The sequence below is a fragment of the Photorhabdus aballayi genome (assembly GCF_026153155.1).
Lineage (GTDB): Bacteria > Pseudomonadota > Gammaproteobacteria > Enterobacterales > Enterobacteriaceae > Photorhabdus > Photorhabdus luminescens.
The window spans coordinates 25,166-46,731 of sequence record NZ_JAPFCD010000008.1 but is presented as its reverse complement, the minus strand read 5'-3'; the positions used below and the strand labels follow the sequence as shown (position 1 = coordinate 46,731).

The window sequence follows — 21,566 nt, the reverse complement described above, 5'->3', positions numbered from 1 at the left end:
TTCCTGAACAACAGGAAAAGCCTATTTATCAAAAGTTGAAAAATTTGTGATAAAATAAAAAAACTCACCACCCTTATCTAGTAGTGAGTTTCAAATTAATTATCTGCCGCTAAGTTGACTCAACAACGATTTCATCCACTGATGCCCTTTATCTTTCGCTGTAGATTCGTGCCAAATCAAGTAACACGGACGACTTACTTTATCCCACGGTAATGAAACCGCTCTTATTGCTAATTGTTCGCTATAGTGCTCAACCAACCATTTTGGCGCAATCGCAACCAAATAGGTTTGAGAGACAATATGCAACACGCTATTCAAGTCGGTACCCTGATAAACAACCGAACGCAAACGTTCACCACCATCATAATAGGGAACGCTAAATGAACATATATTATCCAATGATACAACTGCATGATGTTCCTCATACAATTGCTGCTCACTAATACTATTTTCAATTCTTGGATGATGATTAGAAACAGCCAAGACCAACTCATCATTGAATAACGGGTAATGATGAAAATCCATACGTTCTAGCTGCGTATAGCTAATGACAAACTCAGTTTCCTGATATCTTAGCTGATGCTCAATATTATCATGCAAATATGATCTAATCGTCACACCCAGATTGGGTGTATTTTGTTTTACCTGTTCAACTATTTTTGCAGCAAGTCTAATATCCAGCGGGCTACAAATTGAAAGACTAAAAACCCTATCACTATTATCAGGCTCAAAACCAACCCCAGGTAACTCATTATATACCAGTTGTAATGCCTGACGGACTGGACCAAATAATTGATGAGCTCTTGCCGTCGGTTGTATTCCACGCCCATAACGCACAAATAATTCATCATTGAACATTAGCTTCAAACGAGAAACCGCATTACTGACAGCAGGTTGTGACATTCCTAATATCTGTGCCGCACGTGTCACATTCTGCATTTGCATAACTGCATCAAAAACAGTCAACAGATTGAGATCCACATTACGTAAATGAATTTCATTTGGATCTTTTTTGGTTGCAGTTACTGAGGTGTATTCAGCCATTGTTTAACTCCACTAAACTCATGCAGATGATCCCGGCTAATAACAAAACATCGGAAATACCTTCATTTATTACTCAGATATTACGATGACTATAACTATTAACGAGATCAATTGTCTCAATCATTTCGATAACAAATAATTAAGACTCGTCCTTGTACAAATCTGAATACGCATAGCTAACCCGCGCATCCCCTTATTAGTGTTAAAAATATATAATTTCAATTAGTAGACAATGTAGAGCTCATTATTCATTCACAAAAAAGTACAATTATGTTAACAATTTATTCACCCTGCTATTCTGTACATGACGATAAATCAAAGAATGACACAATTCGCAATAAAATCACTGACTTATTATTATTAAACAATTTTATCAGAGTTATTATATTATAGAATTATTTTTTCAAAGATATATAACATAACTTCCTATTTGCATCTATTTTTTCAATAGCAAATGATGTTTCTCAGAAAAATACAAATCCACTTCCAGCCTACCACACAAAAAATACTTAATTTTAATTAATCAGTATAATGCGCTATTTTTATATAAATCTTAGCTTTTCATTAAAGTCAAACCCGAACAAAAAAGAATAAAATAAAATCTTTTTAAATATAAACAGATCAACACTTCAATTTACTGCCATGAGAAAAGTGAAACCAAGAATCATATGCCTAAATGAATTCTTGACATCACTTTTAAGATAACGTATCAATAAAAGCATACGAATCACGAACACTCATTAATACTACTGAAAGGTTGGATCGATATGATTCACTCAATTTGTCTATTAAACCTACTACTTATCGTATCTGATATGCGCGGTATGCTGGTGGACAGAAAACAGAGTTGATTCAAAACAGAGTTGGTCCAAACCAGACATAAACAAGAACCCGCGCCATGCGCGGGTTTTTTTTACCTGCTGGGCGCAAAAAATAACCATGAGAGGAACGTACATATGAACCAGCAAGTTATTATCTTCGACACCACGTTACGTGATGGAGAACAAGCATTACAAGCCAGCTTATGTGTGAACGAAAAGCTCCAAATCGCCTTGGCCCTGGAAAGAATGGGTGTTGATATCATGGAAGTCGGTTTTCCAGTTTCCTCTCCTGGTGATTTTGAATCTGTACAGACGATCGCTAAGCATATCAAAAACAGTCGTGTTTGTGCCTTAGCGCGTTGTGTAGAAAAAGACATCGATGTAGCGGCGGAAGCATTAAAAGTTGCAGAAGCGTTTAGAATCCACGTTTTCTTGGCCACTTCCAATTTACATATTGAGTCCAAGCTGAAAAAAACATTCGAAAATGTCATGGAAATGGCAGCTCAATCAATCAAACGAGCACGTCGTTACACTGATGATGTCGAATTCTCCTGTGAAGATGCGGGTCGTACACCTATTGATAATCTGTGTCGGATCGTTGAAAACGCTATCAAAGCAGGCGCAACGACGATCAATATCCCAGATACCGTCGGTTACACCACACCATATCAATTTGGCGGCATCATCACTAACTTGATCGAACGCGTTCCTAATATTGATAAAGCGATAATATCCGTCCATTGCCACGATGATTTGGGGATGTCTGTCGCCAACTCTATCACAGCAGTACAATCCGGCGCCCGTCAGATAGAAGGGACGATAAACGGTCTGGGTGAACGTGCCGGTAACTGTTCACTGGAAGAAGTCATTATGGCGATTAAAGTCCGTCAGCAAATGTTAGGCGTTTATACTAATATCAACCATCAGGAAATTTACCGCACCAGTCAGTTGGTCAGCCAATTATGCAATATGCCGATCCCCGCGAATAAAGCCATTGTTGGTAGCAATGCATTTTCCCACTCATCTGGGATTCATCAGGACGGGGTTCTGAAAAATCGTGAAACTTACGAAATTATGACGCCAGAATCCATCGGCCTGAAAGAAATTCAATTGAACCTGACTTCCCGTTCCGGTCGCGCCGCAGTGAAGCACCGTATGGAAGAGATGGGATATCAAGATAAAGATTACGATCTGGATAGCTTATATGAAGCCTTTTTACGTCTGGCGGATAAAAAAGGCCAAGTATTTGACTATGACTTGGAAGCTTTAGCTTTCATGAATTTGCAACAACAAGAACCCGAATTTTTCCACCTGGATAACTTTAATATCCAATCCGGCTCCAACGTGATGGCAACAGCCGCTGTACGCGTAGTATGTGGTAAAGAGATGAAATCAGAAGCCGCCACCGGCAATGGCCCGGTAGATGCTGTCTATCAGGCAATCAGTCGAATAACTGAATACCCAATTGAACTGGTTTCTTATCAATTATCAGGTAAAGGCCAAGGAAGAAATGCACTAGGTCAGGTAAATATCGTGGTCGAATGCTTTGGACGCCGCTTCCACGGTATGGGGTTGGATACCGATATTATTGAATCTTCTGCCAAAGCAATGATTCATGCTCTGAACTGCGTTTGGCGTACAGAGCAAGTTAAGAAAGAGAAACAACGCATACAGCAAAATACAAAGGAAATGGTGTAAACATGTCGAACAATTATCATATTGCAGTTTTACCCGGTGATGGTATTGGCCCCGAAGTTATGACACAGGCCTATAAAATATTGGACGCAATCCGTAAGCGTTTCAATATCCGTATCACCACCAGCGAATATGATGTGGGTGGGATTGCTATCGATCGCCACGGCTGTTCACTACCAGCAAAAACCGTAGCAGGTTGTGAACAAGCTGATGCCATATTGTTCGGCTCCGTGGGAGGGCCTAAATGGGAACATTTACCCCCAGCAGAACAACCTGAGCGTGGCGCACTGTTGCCATTACGCAAACATTTCAAACTATTCAGCAACTTACGTCCTGCCCGCTTATATGCCGGGTTAGAGGTATTTTGTCCTTTACGCAGTGATATTGCCGCCAAAGGCTTTGATATTTTATGTGTCCGCGAATTAACCGGCGGTATCTATTTTGGTCAACCCAAAGGGCGTGAAGGCCAAGGTAAATATGAACGGGCATTTGATACTGAGGTTTATCACCGTTTTGAAATCGAGCGCATTGCCCGTATCGCCTTCGAATCCGCTCGCAAACGTAGTAACAAAGTTACATCTATTGATAAAGCAAATGTGTTGCAGAGTTCCGTATTGTGGCGAGAAGTTGTGACTGAGATTGCAAAAGAGTATCCAGATGTAGAAATCAATCACATGTATATTGATAACGCCACTATGCAGTTAATTAAAGATCCATCTCAGTTTGATGTAATGCTGTGCTCCAATATTTTCGGCGACATCTTGTCTGATGAGTGCGCCATGATTACCGGTTCAATGGGCATGCTGCCTTCAGCCAGTCTGAATGAAAAAGGTTTTGGCCTGTATGAACCCGCCGGTGGTTCCGCACCAGATATTGCCGGAAAAGGTATTGCTAACCCGATAGCCCAGATCCTGTCTGCCGCTCTACTGTTGCGTTACAGCTTAGGTCACAATGACGCCGCAAATGCGATTGAACAGGCAGTTAACTACGCGCTGGAACAGGGCTATCGCACAACAGATTTAGCCGGAAACGGTAAAGCAATTAGCACTGATGAAATGGGTAGCGCTATCGCCCGCTATATAGCCGAGGGTATTTAACATGGCTAAGACTTTATATCAAAAATTATATGACGCTCATATTGTCCGGGAAGTGCCGAATGAAACCCCGTTACTCTATATTGATCGTCATCTGGTTCATGAAGTAACCTCTCCACAAGCTTTTGATGGTTTGCGCACTAAAGGTCGCCCTGTGCACCAACCTGGTAAAACGTTCGCAACAATGGATCATAACGTATCCACGCAAACAAAAGATATTAACGCCTGCGGTGATATGGCACGTATTCAAATGCAGGAGTTAATGAAAAACTGCGCCGAATTCGGTATCACATTATATGACCTCAATCACCCCTATCAGGGGATTGTTCATGTTATCGGACCTGAACAGGGTATTACTCTGCCAGGCACGACTATTGTTTGTGGCGATTCCCACACTGCCACGCACGGAGCATTCGGCGCATTGGCCTTCGGTATTGGCACTTCTGAAGTTGAACATGTACTCGCCACCCAAACCCTGAAACAGGCCCGTGCTAAAACGATGAAAATCGAAGTGATAGGTGATGTCGGTGATGCTATTACCGCCAAAGATATCGTTCTGGCGATCATCGGCAAAACGGGTAGTGCAGGTGGTACAGGATATGTGGTGGAATTCTGTGGTAAGGCAATTGAAGCACTTAGCATGGAAGGCCGTATGACTTTATGTAACATGGCAATCGAAATGGGTGCTAAAGCAGGTTTGGTCGCACCAGATGAAACCACTTTTACTTATATGAAAGGTCGCCAATTCTCACCAAAAGGAGAGCTGTGGGAGCAAGCTGTCGCTTACTGGAAGACATTGAAATCCGATCCTGATGCACAATATGACACTGTTGTTACGATTAATGCAGAAGAGATCTCTCCGCAGGTCACGTGGGGAACAAACCCTGGACAAGTGATCGCCATTGATCAAACAATTCCAGCGCCAGAATCCTTTAGTGATCCTGTCGAACGTGCATCTGCTGAAAAAGCACTGGCTTATATGGACTTGAAACCCGGTATTAAGCTAACAGATGTGAAGATTGATAAAGTCTTTATCGGCTCTTGCACCAACTCCCGGATTGAAGATTTACGGGCTGCCGCAGCTATCGCACAAGGCCATAAAGTTGCACCTGGCGTTCAGGCAATCGTTGTTCCCGGATCAGGCCCTGTTCAAGCACAAGCAGAAGCAGAGGGTTTGGACAAAATTTTCATAGCGGCCGGTTTTGAATGGCGCTTACCCGGATGTTCCATGTGTCTGGCAATGAATAATGACCGCTTGCAACCCGGTGAACGTTGCGCTTCTACCAGTAACCGCAACTTTGAAGGGCGCCAAGGACGTGGCGGGCGCACCCATTTGGTAAGTCCAGCGATGGCGGCAGCGGCAGCGATTAATGGTCATTTTATCGATATACGCCATCCAGCACAGAAGTCATAAAGGAGAGAATGATGGAAAAACTTATTCAACATACCGGCTTGGTTGCTCCTTTAGATGCTGCAAACGTCGATACTGACGCCATAATTCCCAAACAATTCTTGCAGAAAGTCACTCGTACCGGATTTGGTCAGCATCTGTTTCATGATTGGCGTTTTCTTGATGATGCAGGACAAAAACCTAATCCTGAATTCGTATTAAATCAGCCTTGTTATCAGGGCGCTAGTATCCTTCTGGCTCGTGAAAACTTTGGTTGCGGTTCCTCCCGTGAACATGCGCCTTGGGCATTAACGGATTATGGTTTTAAAGTGGTTATCGCCCCAAGTTTCGCCGATATTTTCTACAGTAATGCTTTCAATAACCAATTATTGCCAGTAAAACTGAACGATAAAGATGTCAATGAGCTATTTGAGTTAGTTCAGCAAAACAAAGTTTGTCGTTTTACTGTCGATCTAGAACAACAGAAAGTCTACGCTGGCAATAAAAGCTATGATTTCGAAATCGATAGTTTCCGGCGTCACTGTATGATGAATGGTTTGGACAGCATCGGCCTGACATTACAACATCTGGATGCCATAACAGCTTACGAGCAGGAACAACCGGTTTTCCTGCGTTAATGTTGCCTTTATTAACTTATCCCGTAGTCTTCAACTGCGGGATTTTTTTATCAGTGCAAAAGCAAGAACAATACCACCACGTCTATACTCAACACTCATGCAGACAATCACCTTTTCAGCCATAGCCATAGCCATAGCCATAGCCATATATAGTAATTTAACTAATATTTAACCGATCAATATCACATTAAAAGAAATTAATAGATGAAATAGAGACAGCGGCTGGACAAAACGCTACCAATGCCAGATGATTACTCGCTTTAAATTGATATGTAAAAAAGAAGCAGAGCGTACACAATGTACAATAAGAAAAAAAGCCAGTAAGCTTTCTTACTGGCTGGCAAATCACCATTACTCAAGAAAATTGGGGGAGAAGCCAGATTTCGTCTGGCCTATTGAGCTACTTTCAATACAGATAATTATCGCTGCAATATAAGAAAATAAAAATTGATGAATAATACTCTGGAGTTCCTCTTTTATGCCCAGTTCACGTTTACAACAACAATTCATTCGATTATGGCAACACCATCAAGGAAAAGAGGCTGAAACAACGTTACAAGAACTGGCAAATGTACTGCATTGTTCAAAACGCCATATCCGTTCACTGCTCAACAATATGCAGAAAGCTGGCTGGTTACAGTGGCAGGCAGAATCTGGTCGGGGGAAACGTTCTCAACTGAATTTCTTGCGTGATGGATGGGAATTCCAGCAACAACGGGCTGAAGAGTTGCTTGAGCAACAGAACGTTGAGAAATTGGTCCAACTGGTTGGCGATAAAGATACAGTCCGTCATATGGTACTATCCCAGATTGAACGCCGTTTCCGTCAGGGAAAAAACTTACTGCGGATACTCTATTATCGCCCCTTCCCTAATCTTTTACCCGGTTCGCCTTTGCGCCGTTCTGAAATTCATCTGGTCAGACAGATATTTAATAGCCTAACCCGCATAAATGAGGAAAATGGGGAACCAGAAGCTGACTTAGCTCATCATTGGCAACAATTATCCTCAAATCATTGGCGCTTTTATCTACGGCCGGCCATCCATTTTCATCACGGCAGAGAATTACAGATGGCAGATGTCATTGCTTCGCTACAAAGATTACGCAACCTGCCCCTTTTTTCTCATATTGAAAAAATCACCACGCCCACACCCTATGTGATTGACATTTTTCTTTCAGAACCCGATCTCTGGCTCCCTTTATTAATCGGCAGCCCACATGCCATGATCTTGCCTCAAGAGTGGACAAAGTTACCGAACTTCTCTCGTATGCCAGTGGGAACCGGCCCTTACCAGGTAATAAAAAACAGTGCTCAGAAACTACAAATTCGTGCCTTTGATAATTACTTTGGCTTTCGGGCGCTGATTGATCAGGTGAATATATGGTTTCTACCAGAATTAGCCGAGAAACTGGTTTGTACAACGCTGCATCTGGAAAGTGACAGCACAGGTAATAACTCGCTAGATAGCAGGATAGAAGAAGGCTGTTATTTCCTACTACATGACCACCGTTCAACTAAATGTAAGAGAGAAGACGTTCGCCAATGGCTATGTAGCCTGCTAACACCAATAAATCTGCTCGCGCATTGCGACCCCTTTTATCAACGTCACTGGTCACCCGCCTATGGTTTATTACTACGCTGGCACCACAGTAAGCTCATATCTGAATTGAACAAACCAGAGGATATTACTCATCTGACCATCACACTTTACCATCAACATCACGAATACCACACAATCAGCCAAATCCTTCAAGCCATACTGACCAAATGCGGCGTCGAATTGAAAATCAACATCGTGGATTATGACACATGGTTCAATGGCAACGCCGAAAGCGACCTCTGGCTTTCTACCGCCAACTTTTATAATCCTCTGGAATTTTCGCTGTTCGCGACACTGTACGAGATGCCATTATTGAAAAAGTGCCTTGGTGATAACTTGAATAAAGAAGTATCTCAATGGCGACGACAAGAACTATCCCTTGAAGAATGGTGCGAAAAAATAATTGATGAGCATTGGCTACATCCGCTGTTCCACCACTGGCTTGAGTTGCAGGGACAAAGAAGCATGCGAGGAGTCAAAATGAACACCTTTGGTTGGTTTGATTTCAAATCTGCTTGGTTCAACCCACATGAAGGGTAATTCACAGAAAAGGCCAGAGTTATGAACACACACAGGTGCACAAACTCGCTTTTATTCACTTTTTCTGTGGATATCTATGTGAAAAAAGCAGGGGTAATTCAGGTATAGCTTTATATTATGAATTATCAATCAATAGACAAAAAATGAAATAGTATTTACTTTTCATTGAAATAGCTGCTATTTACCTCGGTATTTCTAGCATTAATCACAGCTATAATAGACAACGTTAGTTGATAAGAACAAAAAACAACCAAATATCATGTTATCCACAGGTTATGCTTTTTAGTTAAGCAAAAAACAGCGGTTTTTGTAGAAAAAAGTGTGAGTCAAACCTGTAAATCAAACCAGTGATCTCATTTTTGTCTACTTATCCCATAAAACTGTGGATAACATGGTGTAAGATCCTGTTCATTATTACCGGCAATAGGTGAACAAGAACGACAGTCAATTTTATAATATTTGAAACAGCAATAAAAAATGTTTGTATATCATGCTATTATCACTTTTTAGCTATTGTATAAACCTCAGATTTATTATTCACAGAAACCAAGGCTGTTTTTTGACCTAAAAAACGGATATCCCAAATGAACACTCTTTTTTCCCCCCCACCGCCACCAGACAACGAGCAACAATTGCTTGCATGTGCCCAACTTCTGGCTGGTTTATCAATGGGAGAACTCGCAACAAAAGCAAATTTGCCTATCCCACCCAATCTAAAACGAGATAAAGGCTGGGTAGGCATGTTGCTAGAATATTATCTCGGTGCGAGTGCCGGCAGTAAGCCAGAACAAGATTTCGAACATATCGGCATTGAGCTCAAAACTATCCCCGTAGATAGAAGAGGTTATCCACTGGAAACAACATTTGTCTGCGTTGCCCCATTAACAGGGAACAGCGGTATTACCTGGAAAAGTTGTCATGTGAGACGCAAATTATCGCGGGTACTGTGGATACCCGTTGAAGGTGAACGAGAAATTCCTTTAGCCAAACGCCGAGTGGGTTCCCCTTTATTGTGGAGTCCCAATCAAGAAGAGGAAGAGTTACTGCGTCGCGATTGGGAAGAATTGATGGATTTCATCGTGCTTGGCAAAGTAGAGAGTGTTACCGCCCGTCATGGCGAAGTATTACAGTTACGCCCAAAAGCGGCTAACAGCAAAGCATTAACCGAAGCAATTGGAGTACACGGCCAACCTATTATGACTCTGCCTCGCGGATTCTATCTGAGGAAAAATTTCACCGCTCCTCTACTGGCTCGCCATTTTTTAATTTAACGTTGAGCTCTGACTGATTTTTACATTGTCATACTTACCTTGCATCTAATCACGCGTATAATTAGATTTTTACCTTAAGGTTTTAATAAGCAATGTTAGAATGGATTGTTGAGCCCCACGCCTGGATGGCACTTGCCACCCTGACAATTCTAGAAATCGTTTTAGGGATTGATAACATTATCTTTTTGTCACTTGTTGTGGCAAAACTCCCTAACCATCAACAAAATAGAGCACGTAGGATCGGGCTAATGGGAGCAATGCTAATGCGCCTGGCGCTGTTAGCATCTATTGCCTGGGTTATTCGGCTAACCTACCCAATATTGACAGTTTTTGGACATGACATTTCTGCTCGTGACTTAATCCTATTCTTTGGCGGTCTGTTCCTGATATGGAAAGCCAGCAAAGAAATCCACGAAACGATCGAAGGTGACAATGAAGGAGAGCTAAAACGTCCTGTTCACTCCTTCATGGGGGCTATCATCCAGATTATGTTGCTGGACATTATTTTCAGCCTGGATTCAGTTATCACCGCAGTTGGTCTGTCCGATCATCTATTCATTATGATGGCAGCCGTTGTCATAGCCGTCGGTGTTATGATGCTCGCCGCTCGTCCTATCGGCGAATTCGTTGACCGCCACCCTTCCGTCAAAATGTTGGCGCTGTCATTCTTAATTTTGGTGGGCTTTACCCTTATTCTGGAAAGCGTACAAGTGCATATACCTAAAGGTTACATCTATTTTGCCATGTTCTTCTCAATGGCAGTAGAAACACTAAATCTAATGCGCGGGAAAAAGAAAAGAAATGAGAAGTAGCGCTACAATAACAACGCTAAAAAATATCATTCTTTGATTTACTAGTAGATGCCCAGTTCAACACTGCGGCATCTCAATTCCATGTAACAAAAAAATTGCCGGTTATTTCGACATCTTTTGTTAACTTGGCTAATCTAGCCAAATATAAGCACCTTACTATGACGATCCAAACAAAATATGCATGAAGTTAAAAGTAACCTAAACCAATTAGCTAACAAAACTGGCAAACCTTATGTCCAACTTGTACCAATCAACCAACAAGATAGAGTTCCCGGAGGATTCGAAGATCTTATTACCATAGGCGAGGATTTTTTTGATGCAGATCGGGAAATTCAGTTTATGTTTGAAGGGGATAGCTCTACAACTCAATACGAGCTTATTTCACTATCCCCTAAAATATATTAAGACTACGTGTTATTTAGCGCTTCTTAGATGCCTGTAAATAAAGCATCTCCAGCGCAATAGTCGCACCTGCCAGAGCCGTAATTTCAGACTGATCATAAGCTGGAGCCACTTCAACCACATCCATACCGACAATATTTAGCGGTTGCAAACCACGCAGTAATTTCAGTGCCCGATCAGTTGTCAAACCACCAATAACCGGGGTCCCCGTACCTGGCGCAAAAGCAGGATCAAGACAATCGATATCGAAGGTCAGGTAAACCGGCATATTACCGACCGTCTCTTTTATCTGAGCAAGCAAATCATCCACACTACGGTCATTAACCTGATCAGCATCCAGCACCGTAAAACCATTGTCCCGTCCATGTTCGGTACGGATACCAATTTGTACTGAATGATGTGGGTCGATCAACCCCTCATTTGGCGCATGATAGAACATGGTACCGTGATCAAATTGACTACCGTTTGGATAGGTATCAGCATGAGCATCAAAATGAACCAAAGCCATTTTGCCGAAATGTTTGGCATGAGCGCGCAGCAAAGGCAAAGTGATAAAGTGGTCACCACCAAAAGAGAGCATACGCTTACCGGAAGCCAGCACTTTTTCAGCATGAGCTTGCAACTTATCACTCATATCCTGAGCATCGCCAAAGTTGAAGACCACATCGCCGCAATCCACAACGTTAAGGCAATTGCGTAATTTAAAATCCCACGGCCAACGACGGCTTTCCCATGCCAGGTTAGTAGAAACCTGACGAATAGCCGCAGGCCCGTGGCGACTACCTGCACGGCCTGATGTTGCCATATCGAATGGCACCCCAGTAATTACCCACTCTGCATCGCTAGAATATGGCTGGAAATTCAGCGGAAAGCGCAGGAAACCGAAGGCATTAGAAACCAAAGAGTCATCTTGTTGGTTGCCCAAGGTACTTATTGTCATGAGATATATCCTCAAAAGTTTCCCGACAGAACAAAGCTATTTAATACCAGAATACCCATGCCATGACGAAATGGGGTATTTCTGAGATAACCCCATTTTTCTGCATTTCGCATCTGGTTTATATAAATAACATTATCTGTATACAGGAGGCTTAATTAACACCAGAAGATTATTCATCTTCCAGATATGTGTAGCCATAAAGACCACTTTCAAATTCCAGTAAAAATTGCTCTTGCAAACCTGTATCCAAATCCGCGCCTTTTACTTGATCACGGAAGCGAGCCATCAATACGTTAGGGTCCAGTTTCACATATTGCAGCATATCGGCGACGGAATCCCCCTCTTCACTTTGGTTATAGGTCACTTCGCCATTATCGAATACATAAACATCAATAGCCGCTGTATCGCCAAACAGGTTATGCATATTGCCAAGAATTTCCTGATATGCTCCCACCATAAAGAAACCAATCATTGGCGGGCAACCGGGGTCATAAGCGGGCATCGGCATTGTCGCTGCTACACCATCGCCATCCACATAATGATCAATGATGCCATCAGAGTCACAGGTGATATCTAACAACACAGCACGGCGTTCCAACGGCTTATCCAACCCCTCAATCGGTAAAACCGGGAACAACTGGTCGATACCCCATGCATCAGGCAGAGACTGGAACAGAGAGAAATTCACATAGAATTTATCTGCCATGCGCTCTTGCAGCTCATCAATAATCGGCCGGTGAGCACGGTTGCTTGGGTCAAGATCCTGTTGAATACGGCGACAAATATTCAGATATAATTCTTCCGCCCATGCCCGTTCCGTCAAATCCAGCATGCCATGCGCATATTGTGTGTGAACATCATGCAGATCAAGCTGGCTGTCATGCAACGATTCACGTAAAGAACGTCTATTCCCTTCAGAGTGCATCTCCTGCCATGTTTCCCACAGACTGGTGAGCGGACGGGAAGCATCCTCTGCCGGTGGCGTGGTCTGCGTAAATTCATTACGCTCAACCCCGATAACATTGGAGACCAAAACAGTATGATGAGCCGTCAGGGCACGCCCGGATTCTGTGATAACCGTCGGATGGGGTAAACCATGTTCATCACAAGCATCGCCAATCCCCCAAATGACATTGTTGGCATATTCATTCAACCCATAATTCACAGAACAATCAGATTGAGAACGGGTCCCTTCATAATCGACACCCAATCCACCACCAACATCAAAACATTGAATATTTACCCCAAGTTTATGTAACTCGACATAAAAACGCGCTGATTCACGGACCCCTGTTGCGATATCACGGATATTCGCCAACTGTGAGCCAAGGTGAAAATGCAACAATTGCAGACTATCAAGTCGATCCACTGCGCGCAAAGTCTCAACCAATTGCAATACCTGAGTCGCCGCCAGCCCGAATTTCGACTTTTCACCGCCGCTGGCCTGCCATTTACCTGATCCCTGAGATGCTAAACGTGCACGAACTCCCAGACGAGGAATCACATTCAATCGTTCAGCCTCTTCCAATACCTGAGCGATCTCAGACATTTTCTCGATCACCAAATAAACCTTGTGACCTAACTTCTCGCCTATCAACGCCAGACGAATATATTCACGATCTTTATATCCATTACACACGATGACGGTACGAGTCATACCCGCATGGGCTAGCACCGCCATTAGCTCTGCTTTGGAGCCGGCCTCAAGCCCTAAAGGTTCGCCGGAACTGGCCAGTGATTCAATAACGCGGCGTTGTTGGTTCACTTTAATAGGATAAACTAAAAAGTAATCGCCTTTATAACCATATGACTCCCTAGCACGTTTAAATGCAGCATTGATTGAACGCAAACGATGTTGCAGGATTTGAGGGAAACAAAACAGCGCCGGCAAGCGCAAATGTTCCTGCTCCTGCTGAACTCTTTTCACCAATTCCGCAAGATCAATTCTTGCCCCCGGCAAATCAGGATTTGGACACACACTAACATTGCCAAGATCATTGACGTAGTAGTAACTCCCTCCCCAATATGCAATATTGTAAGTCTGTTGCATTTTACGAGCGATATTATCATTCATGGCAGTCTCCTTAAGGGAGTGAGAGTTTTTCGCCTTCGCCTGTAATTAATAAATAACCCAAAACGCTATAATCTCGCGTGTTGAGAAATATCAGGGAACAGCATGCTCTCAGGTTGTAAAAAGCGTTTAGTTACTACTAAACAATGACAAAATTACCGAGTGACAATACACCTGTCCGACATATCCGGCCTGTTTGCAGACAACAGATAACATCGAATTAAAGACATATTGAAAAGAAAGGAAAAAGACGCGGATACATCCGACGACAAGTGTGGCTGTTGGCCATTAGCAATCAGCAGATAATGGTTCATTACCCCATTCACCCCCACACATGACTCATATTTAAGGAGCCATTTTCTCGATTGAGAAACAGAAGCTATATTAGCTTTCTGCGAGTCTGTAGCACAAATACTTCAACTACGGCCGCTGTTTATACTCGCAATCGCATAAAATTGCAAAATGAAATTGAACAAAACCGACATATAAACCAAGAAATTATTCATTCCCCCGATGAAAATTACTCACTGAACTAAAAAAATCTAGCGCATGGATAAGAATTACCCTAAAATAGCCATCTAGATGTTAATCCATCCATTTCCAAACTGAAATTATACTTTTAAGGTAACGTTATATAATGACCACATACCTTTTCACTTCCGAATCTGTTTCCGAAGGGCATCCTGATAAAATTGCAGACCAAATATCTGATGCCGTTCTTGATGCTATCCTGGAACAAGATCCAAAAGCACGAGTTGCCTGCGAAACCTATGTTAAAACTGGCATGGTCATGGTTGGTGGTGAAATTACTACCAGCGCTTGGGTTGATATTGAAGAAATTACGCGACAAACAGTTCGAGAGATTGGTTATGTTAATTCTGAAATGGGTTTTGATGCAAACTCATGCGCAGTATTAAGCGCCATTGGTAAACAGTCACCGGATATTAACCAAGGTGTTGATCGTGAAGATCCCCTACAACAAGGCGCTGGCGACCAAGGGCTAATGTTTGGTTATGCCACCAACGAAACTGACGTACTCATGCCTGCGCCTATCACCTATGCACACCGTCTGGTTCAGCGTCAAGCTGAAGTTCGGAAAAATGGTATACTGCCGTGGTTACGCCCCGATGCTAAAAGCCAAGTCACTTTCCAATACAATAACGACAAAATTGTCGGCGTTGACGCGGTTGTACTTTCCACACAGCATGCTGAAAATATTAGCCAGAAAGATCTGCAAGAAGCGGTTATGGAAGAGATCATCAAGCCGGTTCTGCCTGCTGAATGGTTAAATCCAACAACCAAATATTTCATTAACCCAACAGGTCGTTTTGTCATTGGCGGCCCAATGGGAGACTGTGGTCTGACTGGTCGTAAAATTATCGTAGATACTTACGGCGGCATGGCACGTCATGGCGGCGGAGCATTCTCCGGTAAAGATCCATCCAAGGTGGACCGTTCAGCGGCTTACGCTGCTCGCTATGTAGCGAAAAATATTGTTGCTGCTGGCCTGGCTGATCGTTGTGAAATTCAAGTTTCTTACGCTATCGGCGTTGCAGAACCCACGTCCATCATGGTGGAAACATTCGGTACTGAAAAAGTTTCAACAGCAACTCTGACTCTGCTGGTACGTGAATTCTTTGATTTACGCCCTCACGGTTTGATTCAGATGCTGGATCTATTACACCCAATCTATCGTGATACTGCGGCTTATGGTCATTTTGGTCGTCCACAGTTCCCGTGGGAAGCCACTGATAAAGCAGAAGCGCTGCGTGATGCTGCGGGTCTGAAACTATCAGCTATGAATATGTAAAAATATAACAGCAAAAAGTCTGGTTTAGATAACTAAACCAGACTTTTCTTAGCATTAGCTGACGATTGAAGAATCCATAAAAATACCATTATCGGTTGTTCAAGGATTTATAATAAAATTCACCAATCCTTACCTATTTATTTTCAATACATGAAAGCAGCTAGCGTTCCAATTTCCCTACAACAAGCCGTTATAAATACTTTGCAGCAAAAACTGCAACAAGCAAACTTATATCTTAACTGTGATTTTCCTGAGCCTACAATAAACTACCGCCAGCGGGGAACTACCGCTGGCAGTGCCTATATAAAAAATTGGGAAATCCGCCTTAATCCAGTATTATTGATTGAAAATCAACAAACTTTTATTGATGAAGTTGTGCCTCACGAATTAGCTCATCTATTGGTTTATCGCTACTTTGGGAAAGTACCTCCACATGGGAAACAATGGCGTTGGATGATGGAAGAAGTACTGAATGTTCCAGCTAACCGTACACACAAATTTAAAATCGACTCAGTACGTAGTCAAACTTTTACTTATTACTGTAGTTGCCAGCAACATGAACTAACTCTAAGACGCCATAATAAAATTCTGCGCGGAGAAAGTCATTATATCTGTCAAAAATGCGGAGAGAAGCTTATTGCTAAATCAATAGATTCTCTCAATCCTAATTTATAAATATTTATGATAATAAAAATGTGATTTAATTACTCCACTATCTAAATATAAATCACACAACTTCTGAGCAGGGAAGAAAGGAAGAAAATTTATGACTAATTAAAAAATAGTCAAATGTTGAAAAGAAAGGATATTTACTGCCGTTTCTTCCTTAAAACGGGCAGCAAAGGAGTCATCGTGTAAATAAGTCATGCCCGATATTCCCGATAAATGGAGCATATAACGATAATTCAATTCGGCCATTTCCTGTCACGAACCTCGCTAAGATTTGAGATTCAAACCAAAATGCTGCTTCCAGGATGTAAAAATCTTTCTGGTACATAAAGATCATAATCATTAAAGCGACAGTATTCCTCCAATTGCTGAGCAGATTTAACACCAACCTTTCTGTATATTTGTGCCGTATAGTGTTCAACAGTACGGTAAGAAATATTTAATATTCTGCCAATTTGTTTATTGGTATATTTATGTAAAGAAAGAAAAATGACATCCCATTCTCGTGGAGTAAATAAATGAGTCGGTGGTTGAAATATAATGGAGGCAGGGAATTTTCCATAAAATAGACGGGTTAATGAGAAATTTTGGACTTCCCATCCGTGGAAAATGACTCCGACACATTCGTTTTCATCATTATATAGTGGGTATTTTTCACAAAAATGAGATGATAAGAATTTATCGTTGCCATACATATGTGTTTCAAGCGAACATACTGTTGTTTCGCTCTTCATTACACTTTGATCATGAAGAACAAATTCTTTTGCAAACTCAGCGCCACCCCAAGGAAGTTCATAATCATACCGCCCCTCGTAATCAAATGAGTCTGGAAGATTTTCAAGATGTTTAAGTGCCAGATTGCCATAAATAAAGCATGAATTTTTATCTTTGATTCCCCAAGGATCGTTACTGATTGCTAATGTGTTAATAACTTGGGGTGAAATAATTAACTTATTATTCATGTCATCGCTCCTTTATTATATTTGACATAGTAACCACTTGATTATCATTAAGACATTATCTTAATAAATTGTTGTCTGAATTATACTTGAAATAACTTAACTATATAATATAGCACAATAATTACTCGGTCAGAAAATTTATATTTATTAACTTTACGATAGCATTATAAATAAATAATTATTTAGGTGATTTATTTTATCGATTAAGAAATATTTTATAAATTGAACGCACGTAACCTCTCAACTCATTAAGATTAATTGTCTTATTGTCTATAAGACAGACGACTGAGTAAGTAATGACAAGAGGTCAAGTGAATTCGCTGAGCTAACTGAGTTGATGCCATTCCCTGTAACTGAAAAGCTTAAGACGTTCGTTAAAGTATTTCATACGGTTCCAGTATCCCCAAAAGTAATTAAAATTTTTGGACATTCTAGTATTCATAAAAGAATATTTCTGAACATTTAATGTTTATTTTTGAACAATTGAAGTTCATTTATGACTTTTTTGTCGTTAGACATAACATTTTCCATTTGGAGAATATTTGGCTGTACTTAGCGGGGTTTAATGTCTTAGTACAGCTATTTTTTAGCATTCCGCCCCAGCGCGGACTCAGGGAAAAGGCTGTAACAATATAAAAATATTAATTTGAAAAGAATATGAACATAGTGCCTTGAATGACCAAACTAGGAGAAGAAGAAATGATTGTAAAAAACGACTGGCGCCCGGCTGAGATTATTGCGGCATTAAAAAAACAAGGAACAAATCTTTCTACTGTTTCAAGAGAAGCGGGGCTTGCTCCATCCACCTTAAGTAATGCGCTGCACCGCCCGTGGCCCAAAGGTGAACGGCTTATTGCTGCCGCTTTAAATTGTGATCCTTGCGAAATATGGCCGAGCAGATACTTTAAATTAGTTGCCATTTTCAAAATTAACATGAACTCCTCATATAAAAATTAATGAGAGGAAATTAATTATCTGAAACTTTCCTCATGGAAAGTTTCAGATATGATAATAAAATTAAAACAGGGCTATTAACGCCCTGCTTTATTATCGATCTCTAGTTAAATTATATAAACAGGCCAATTCAGGATGTTTATCACCGGTTAATTTTTTGTATTATGTTAACATTTCTCCCCATATTTCTACTAATTTCATAGATATCTTTTTATTTTATGATGTTAGCTGAGCTAAACCAGTGATTGCTTTTTCAAGATATTGACGAGGACAACCTAAATTTATTCGGATAAACCCTTTGCCACTGTCGCCAAAACCCCATCCCATTGAAACAACTATTTTGGCTTTTTGTAGTAAGACCTGCTGCAAAGCAGCATCATCCAAACCTAAATCGCGACAATCCAGCCAGGCCAGATATGTCCCTTCCGCTTTGGTCATTCGGCACCACGGAACGGCGGACGTTAAAGCCTGCTCGAACCAGCAACGGTTTTCCGCCAAATAATGCTGTAGTTCATCAAGCCATACATCCCCATGTTGATATGCTGCTGTAGCCGCAGCCATAGATAGCGCGTTGAATACATCGAGTCCATGCGCATTCAACCGTTCGATAAAAGCATGTCGGAGTTCGGGATTTGGAATGAGAAAATTTGATATACGGAGTGATGAAAGCCCAAATGTTTTACTTGTTGAGGTGGCGGCAATGACATTGCTATGCCATTCACTCCCCAGATGCAGTATTGAGGTGAATTTTCCCCAAGGCAAAATTAAATCAGCCCAAATTTCATCGGAAATTACCGTCGTACCGTACCTTTTGCAAAGCATTAATAACTGGAGCAGTTCGTCACTATTCCAACATCGGCCAGTAGGGTTGTGTGGATTACATAATAATAGCAGAGGTGGTTTGTGATGCTTCAACACGTGTTCCAGATGATCATAGTCAATTTTGTAACCTTCTTGACTTTCAAGAAGCGGATTTTCAATCATTATCCTGCCATTCATAGTAATAATTTTGGCGAATGAAGCATAATAGGGTCCTTGCACAACGATACCTTCCCCCGGTTTACTGAGCATCTGTATCAGTAAAGCCAATCCGGGTACGACGCCTTCTATCGACGTAAACCAATCGCGGTATAAGGTCAGTTTATGACGCCTCGAAAACCAGTCTATTGCTGATTGATAATAGCGATCGTCGCGTTCGCTATAACCGAAAATACCGTGGTCAATTCGAGAATAGAGTGTTTGCAAGACTTCTTCCGGGCACTGAAAATCGAAATCAGACACCCACATTGGAAGCAAATCAGTCTTATTTAAGGGCAAGTAACGATTTAAAAAGTCCCACTTAACAGAGCTTGTATTGTGGCGATCGATTATCTGGTTGAAATCAGGCAATTTCACGTTGGGTTTCCTTTTTATTCAGGGCATTTTCCGGTGTAACTCTTGCAATACCAAAACCGGTAAAGCCGTAAATAAGAGCCAGGAAGACGGCAGCATAGCATTGGATCGCCCAAGGTAGCAGTTCAAGCGTACTGACACCCAAGGTAGTCGCCATATAAATGCCGGCAGAAGTCCAAGGGATCAACGGCTCTATGACGGTACAGCCATCTTCTATTGTTCGTGACAGATTTTTATTATCCAGTCCCATCCGGCGATAAGCGTCTTTGAACAATTCTGCCGGGATGAGGAGAGCCAGCTTTCCGTCACAGGTTGCGCCCGTTACCAGAATGGTTGTTGCCAAGGTTGCAGCGATAAGTTGCCCGGTTGTGTGAACAACTTGTAGAAGCCGGTTAATGATGATGGTCAAAGCGCCAGTGAGTGCTAAAGCGCCGGCGAATGCGAATGCACAAAATACAAGCAGAATGGTACTCATCATCGAGAACATACCCCCACGATTGAGCAAACGGGGCACATCGCTAACGACTCCGGTGATGTTGTGTCCCTGATCAGAAAACATCGAAAGATTGAAACCATCTATCAACGCATTAAGGCCCTGTTTAAGGGTGAGTCCTTGAAGACCTATGCCAAGCACAATAGCTAATACACAAGCAGCAAGCATGACGGGTATCACCGGACGTTTTGTTATTGCTCCCCACAAAACCAGTATCGGAGGCAAAATCAACAATAAATTGAAGTGATACAGGTTTTCAAGAGATTGCACGATTTCTGTGACCTTTTCCGGTGTCGCCACGTTACCTGTTAAGCTTGTATGACCCGCAATAAAATAGGCAATAGCCGCTAAAACAAAGCCGGGAATAGTGGTATACATCAAATGTTGAACATGACTGTAAAGATCAGTATCGGCAACGATGGCAGCGAAGTTAGTTGAGTCAGATAACGGTGAAATTTTATCGCCGAAATACGCGCCTGAAACAACCGCGCCCGCCGCTGCCGCTAAAGACACATCAAGGCCAGCGGCAACTCCCATCAGAGCGACGCCAACTGTGCCGGCTGCCCCCCATGATGTGCCGGTGCAGACTGAGATAACGCTCGTGATAAAGAAAGCAGCAATAAGTATGTATTGAGGGCTAATCAGCTTTAATCCCCAATATACCATATACGGTATGGTTCCGCTGAACATCCAGGTTCCAATTAACCCGCCTACGCAAATCAGGATCATGATCACTGGCATCGCTTTCGCCAGCTTTGCCACAATAGCATCGATAATGTCATTCCAGCGATAGCCCTGCCAATACGCTAAGGTAGCTGCTATTCCTGCTGATATCAGTAATAGGGATTCGATACGTAAATTCAGTTGACCATATCCAATAACCAACAGCAAAAGCATTGCTGCAATTGGCAGTATAGCGAGTCCCAAATTAAGCTTTTTCTTATCATCCATATTAAAATTCCAATTTC

The 21,566-nt window shown here is 42.0% G+C and carries 17 protein-coding genes; 11 read left to right on the top strand and 6 right to left on the bottom strand.

Going from position 1 to position 21,566, the window contains the following annotated elements; genetic code table 11:
* Positions 1–99: 99 nt before the first annotated feature.
* Complete coding sequence (gene leuO / locus OO184_RS06495; RefSeq protein ID WP_049582410.1) at positions 100–1,044, bottom strand: transcriptional regulator LeuO; 945 nt, start codon at positions 1,042–1,044, stop codon at positions 100–102.
* Positions 1,045–2,000: 956 nt separating this feature from the next.
* Here leuO and leuA point away from each other — a divergent pair.
* The 8 genes from leuA to OO184_RS06455 all read left to right on the top strand — a co-directional run bounded on the left by leuA (position 2,001) and on the right by OO184_RS06455 (position 11,310).
* Positions 2,001–3,563 (top strand): 2-isopropylmalate synthase, encoded by a 1,563-nt coding sequence (gene leuA, locus OO184_RS06490; protein ID WP_049582411.1) that lies wholly within the window; start codon positions 2,001–2,003, stop codon positions 3,561–3,563.
* A 2-nt stretch (positions 3,564–3,565) separates the two neighbouring features.
* Complete coding sequence (leuB, locus tag OO184_RS06485; RefSeq protein WP_265378469.1) at positions 3,566–4,657, top strand: 3-isopropylmalate dehydrogenase; 1,092 nt, start codon at positions 3,566–3,568, stop codon at positions 4,655–4,657.
* 1 nt (position 4,658) lies between these two features.
* Complete coding sequence (leuC, locus tag OO184_RS06480) at positions 4,659–6,068, top strand: 3-isopropylmalate dehydratase large subunit (protein ID WP_265378468.1); 1,410 nt, start codon at positions 4,659–4,661, stop codon at positions 6,066–6,068.
* Between the two features lie 8 nt (positions 6,069–6,076).
* Positions 6,077–6,682: a 3-isopropylmalate dehydratase small subunit gene (gene leuD / locus OO184_RS06475; RefSeq protein WP_265378467.1), complete on the top strand. Its 606-nt coding sequence runs from the start codon at positions 6,077–6,079 to the stop codon at positions 6,680–6,682.
* 478 nt (positions 6,683–7,160) lie between these two features.
* Positions 7,161–8,822, top strand: coding sequence for an HTH-type transcriptional regulator SgrR (gene sgrR, locus OO184_RS06470; RefSeq protein ID WP_265378466.1), 1,662 nt, complete (start codon positions 7,161–7,163; stop codon positions 8,820–8,822).
* A 584-nt stretch (positions 8,823–9,406) separates the two neighbouring features.
* Positions 9,407–10,093, top strand: a complete 687-nt coding sequence (gene mutH / locus OO184_RS06465; RefSeq protein ID WP_265378465.1) for a DNA mismatch repair endonuclease MutH — start codon at positions 9,407–9,409, stop codon at positions 10,091–10,093.
* A 92-nt stretch (positions 10,094–10,185) separates the two neighbouring features.
* Positions 10,186–10,905, top strand: coding sequence for a TerC family protein (locus OO184_RS06460; RefSeq protein WP_265378464.1), 720 nt, complete (start codon positions 10,186–10,188; stop codon positions 10,903–10,905).
* A 177-nt stretch (positions 10,906–11,082) separates the two neighbouring features.
* Positions 11,083–11,310: a prevent-host-death protein gene (locus OO184_RS06455; protein ID WP_265378463.1), complete on the top strand. Its 228-nt coding sequence runs from the start codon at positions 11,083–11,085 to the stop codon at positions 11,308–11,310.
* 13 nt (positions 11,311–11,323) lie between these two features.
* Here OO184_RS06455 and speB read toward each other — a convergent pair whose 3' ends face one another.
* Both speB and speA read right to left on the bottom strand, forming a co-directional pair.
* Entirely contained in the window at positions 11,324–12,247 is a 924-nt protein-coding gene (speB, locus tag OO184_RS06450) for an agmatinase (RefSeq protein WP_265378462.1), read from the bottom strand.
* A gap of 169 nt (positions 12,248–12,416) precedes the next feature.
* Positions 12,417–14,321, bottom strand: coding sequence for a biosynthetic arginine decarboxylase (speA, locus tag OO184_RS06445; protein WP_265378461.1), 1,905 nt, complete (start codon positions 14,319–14,321; stop codon positions 12,417–12,419).
* 634 nt (positions 14,322–14,955) lie between these two features.
* On the opposite strand from speA, the gene metK reads away from it, so the two are divergent.
* The gene (gene metK / locus OO184_RS06440; protein ID WP_265378460.1) at positions 14,956–16,128 is read left to right on the top strand and encodes a methionine adenosyltransferase; all 1,173 of its coding nucleotides are present in this window, start codon (positions 14,956–14,958) and stop codon (positions 16,126–16,128) included.
* Between the two features lie 150 nt (positions 16,129–16,278).
* Complete coding sequence (locus tag OO184_RS06435; RefSeq protein ID WP_265378459.1) at positions 16,279–16,803, top strand: SprT family zinc-dependent metalloprotease; 525 nt, start codon at positions 16,279–16,281, stop codon at positions 16,801–16,803.
* Between the two features lie 275 nt (positions 16,804–17,078).
* Here the strand turns inward: OO184_RS06435 and OO184_RS06430 are convergent, their stop codons facing one another.
* Positions 17,079–17,759, bottom strand: a complete 681-nt coding sequence (locus tag OO184_RS06430; protein ID WP_265378458.1) for a helix-turn-helix transcriptional regulator — start codon at positions 17,757–17,759, stop codon at positions 17,079–17,081.
* Positions 17,760–18,434: 675 nt separating this feature from the next.
* Between OO184_RS06430 and OO184_RS06425 the strand changes: the two genes are divergently transcribed.
* Positions 18,435–18,716 carry a helix-turn-helix domain-containing protein gene (locus OO184_RS06425; RefSeq protein WP_283256237.1) on the top strand — a complete coding sequence of 94 codons (282 nt, stop codon included), beginning with the start codon at positions 18,435–18,437 and terminating at the stop codon, positions 18,714–18,716.
* Positions 18,717–18,929: 213 nt separating this feature from the next.
* Here the strand turns inward: OO184_RS06425 and OO184_RS06420 are convergent, their stop codons facing one another.
* Together OO184_RS06420 and nhaC are read right to left on the bottom strand one after the other, a co-directional pair.
* Complete coding sequence (locus OO184_RS06420) at positions 18,930–20,108, bottom strand: MalY/PatB family protein (protein WP_265378457.1); 1,179 nt, start codon at positions 20,106–20,108, stop codon at positions 18,930–18,932.
* Entirely contained in the window at positions 20,095–21,549 is a 1,455-nt protein-coding gene (gene nhaC, locus OO184_RS06415) for a Na+/H+ antiporter NhaC (protein ID WP_265378456.1), read from the bottom strand. The genes OO184_RS06420 and nhaC overlap by 14 nt, the downstream gene beginning before the upstream one ends.
* Positions 21,550–21,566 lie beyond the last annotated feature (17 nt).

What these genes read in the sequence shown, in the direction of transcription:
- OO184_RS06430 (WP_265378458.1), bottom strand. Translation starts at nt 17,759, where the DNA reads ATGAATAATAAGTTAATTATTTCACCCCAAGTTATTAACACATTAGCA.
- sgrR (WP_265378466.1), top strand. Translation starts at nt 7,161, where the DNA reads ATGCCCAGTTCACGTTTACAACAACAATTCATTCGATTATGGCAACAC.
- leuC (WP_265378468.1), top strand. Translation starts at nt 4,659, where the DNA reads ATGGCTAAGACTTTATATCAAAAATTATATGACGCTCATATTGTCCGG.
- OO184_RS06455 (WP_265378463.1), top strand. Translation starts at nt 11,083, where the DNA reads ATGCATGAAGTTAAAAGTAACCTAAACCAATTAGCTAACAAAACTGGC.
- metK (WP_265378460.1), top strand. Translation starts at nt 14,956, where the DNA reads ATGACCACATACCTTTTCACTTCCGAATCTGTTTCCGAAGGGCATCCT.
- OO184_RS06425 (WP_283256237.1), top strand. Translation starts at nt 18,435, where the DNA reads ATGACCAAACTAGGAGAAGAAGAAATGATTGTAAAAAACGACTGGCGC.
- leuD (WP_265378467.1), top strand. Translation starts at nt 6,077, where the DNA reads ATGATGGAAAAACTTATTCAACATACCGGCTTGGTTGCTCCTTTAGAT.
- OO184_RS06435 (WP_265378459.1), top strand. Translation starts at nt 16,279, where the DNA reads ATGAAAGCAGCTAGCGTTCCAATTTCCCTACAACAAGCCGTTATAAAT.
- mutH (WP_265378465.1), top strand. Translation starts at nt 9,407, where the DNA reads ATGAACACTCTTTTTTCCCCCCCACCGCCACCAGACAACGAGCAACAA.
- OO184_RS06460 (WP_265378464.1), top strand. Translation starts at nt 10,186, where the DNA reads ATGTTAGAATGGATTGTTGAGCCCCACGCCTGGATGGCACTTGCCACC.
- speA (WP_265378461.1), bottom strand. Translation starts at nt 14,321, where the DNA reads ATGAATGATAATATCGCTCGTAAAATGCAACAGACTTACAATATTGCA.
- speB (WP_265378462.1), bottom strand. Translation starts at nt 12,247, where the DNA reads ATGACAATAAGTACCTTGGGCAACCAACAAGATGACTCTTTGGTTTCT.
- leuO (WP_049582410.1), bottom strand. Translation starts at nt 1,044, where the DNA reads ATGGCTGAATACACCTCAGTAACTGCAACCAAAAAAGATCCAAATGAA.
- nhaC (WP_265378456.1), bottom strand. Translation starts at nt 21,549, where the DNA reads ATGGATGATAAGAAAAAGCTTAATTTGGGACTCGCTATACTGCCAATT.
- leuB (WP_265378469.1), top strand. Translation starts at nt 3,566, where the DNA reads ATGTCGAACAATTATCATATTGCAGTTTTACCCGGTGATGGTATTGGC.
- leuA (WP_049582411.1), top strand. Translation starts at nt 2,001, where the DNA reads ATGAACCAGCAAGTTATTATCTTCGACACCACGTTACGTGATGGAGAA.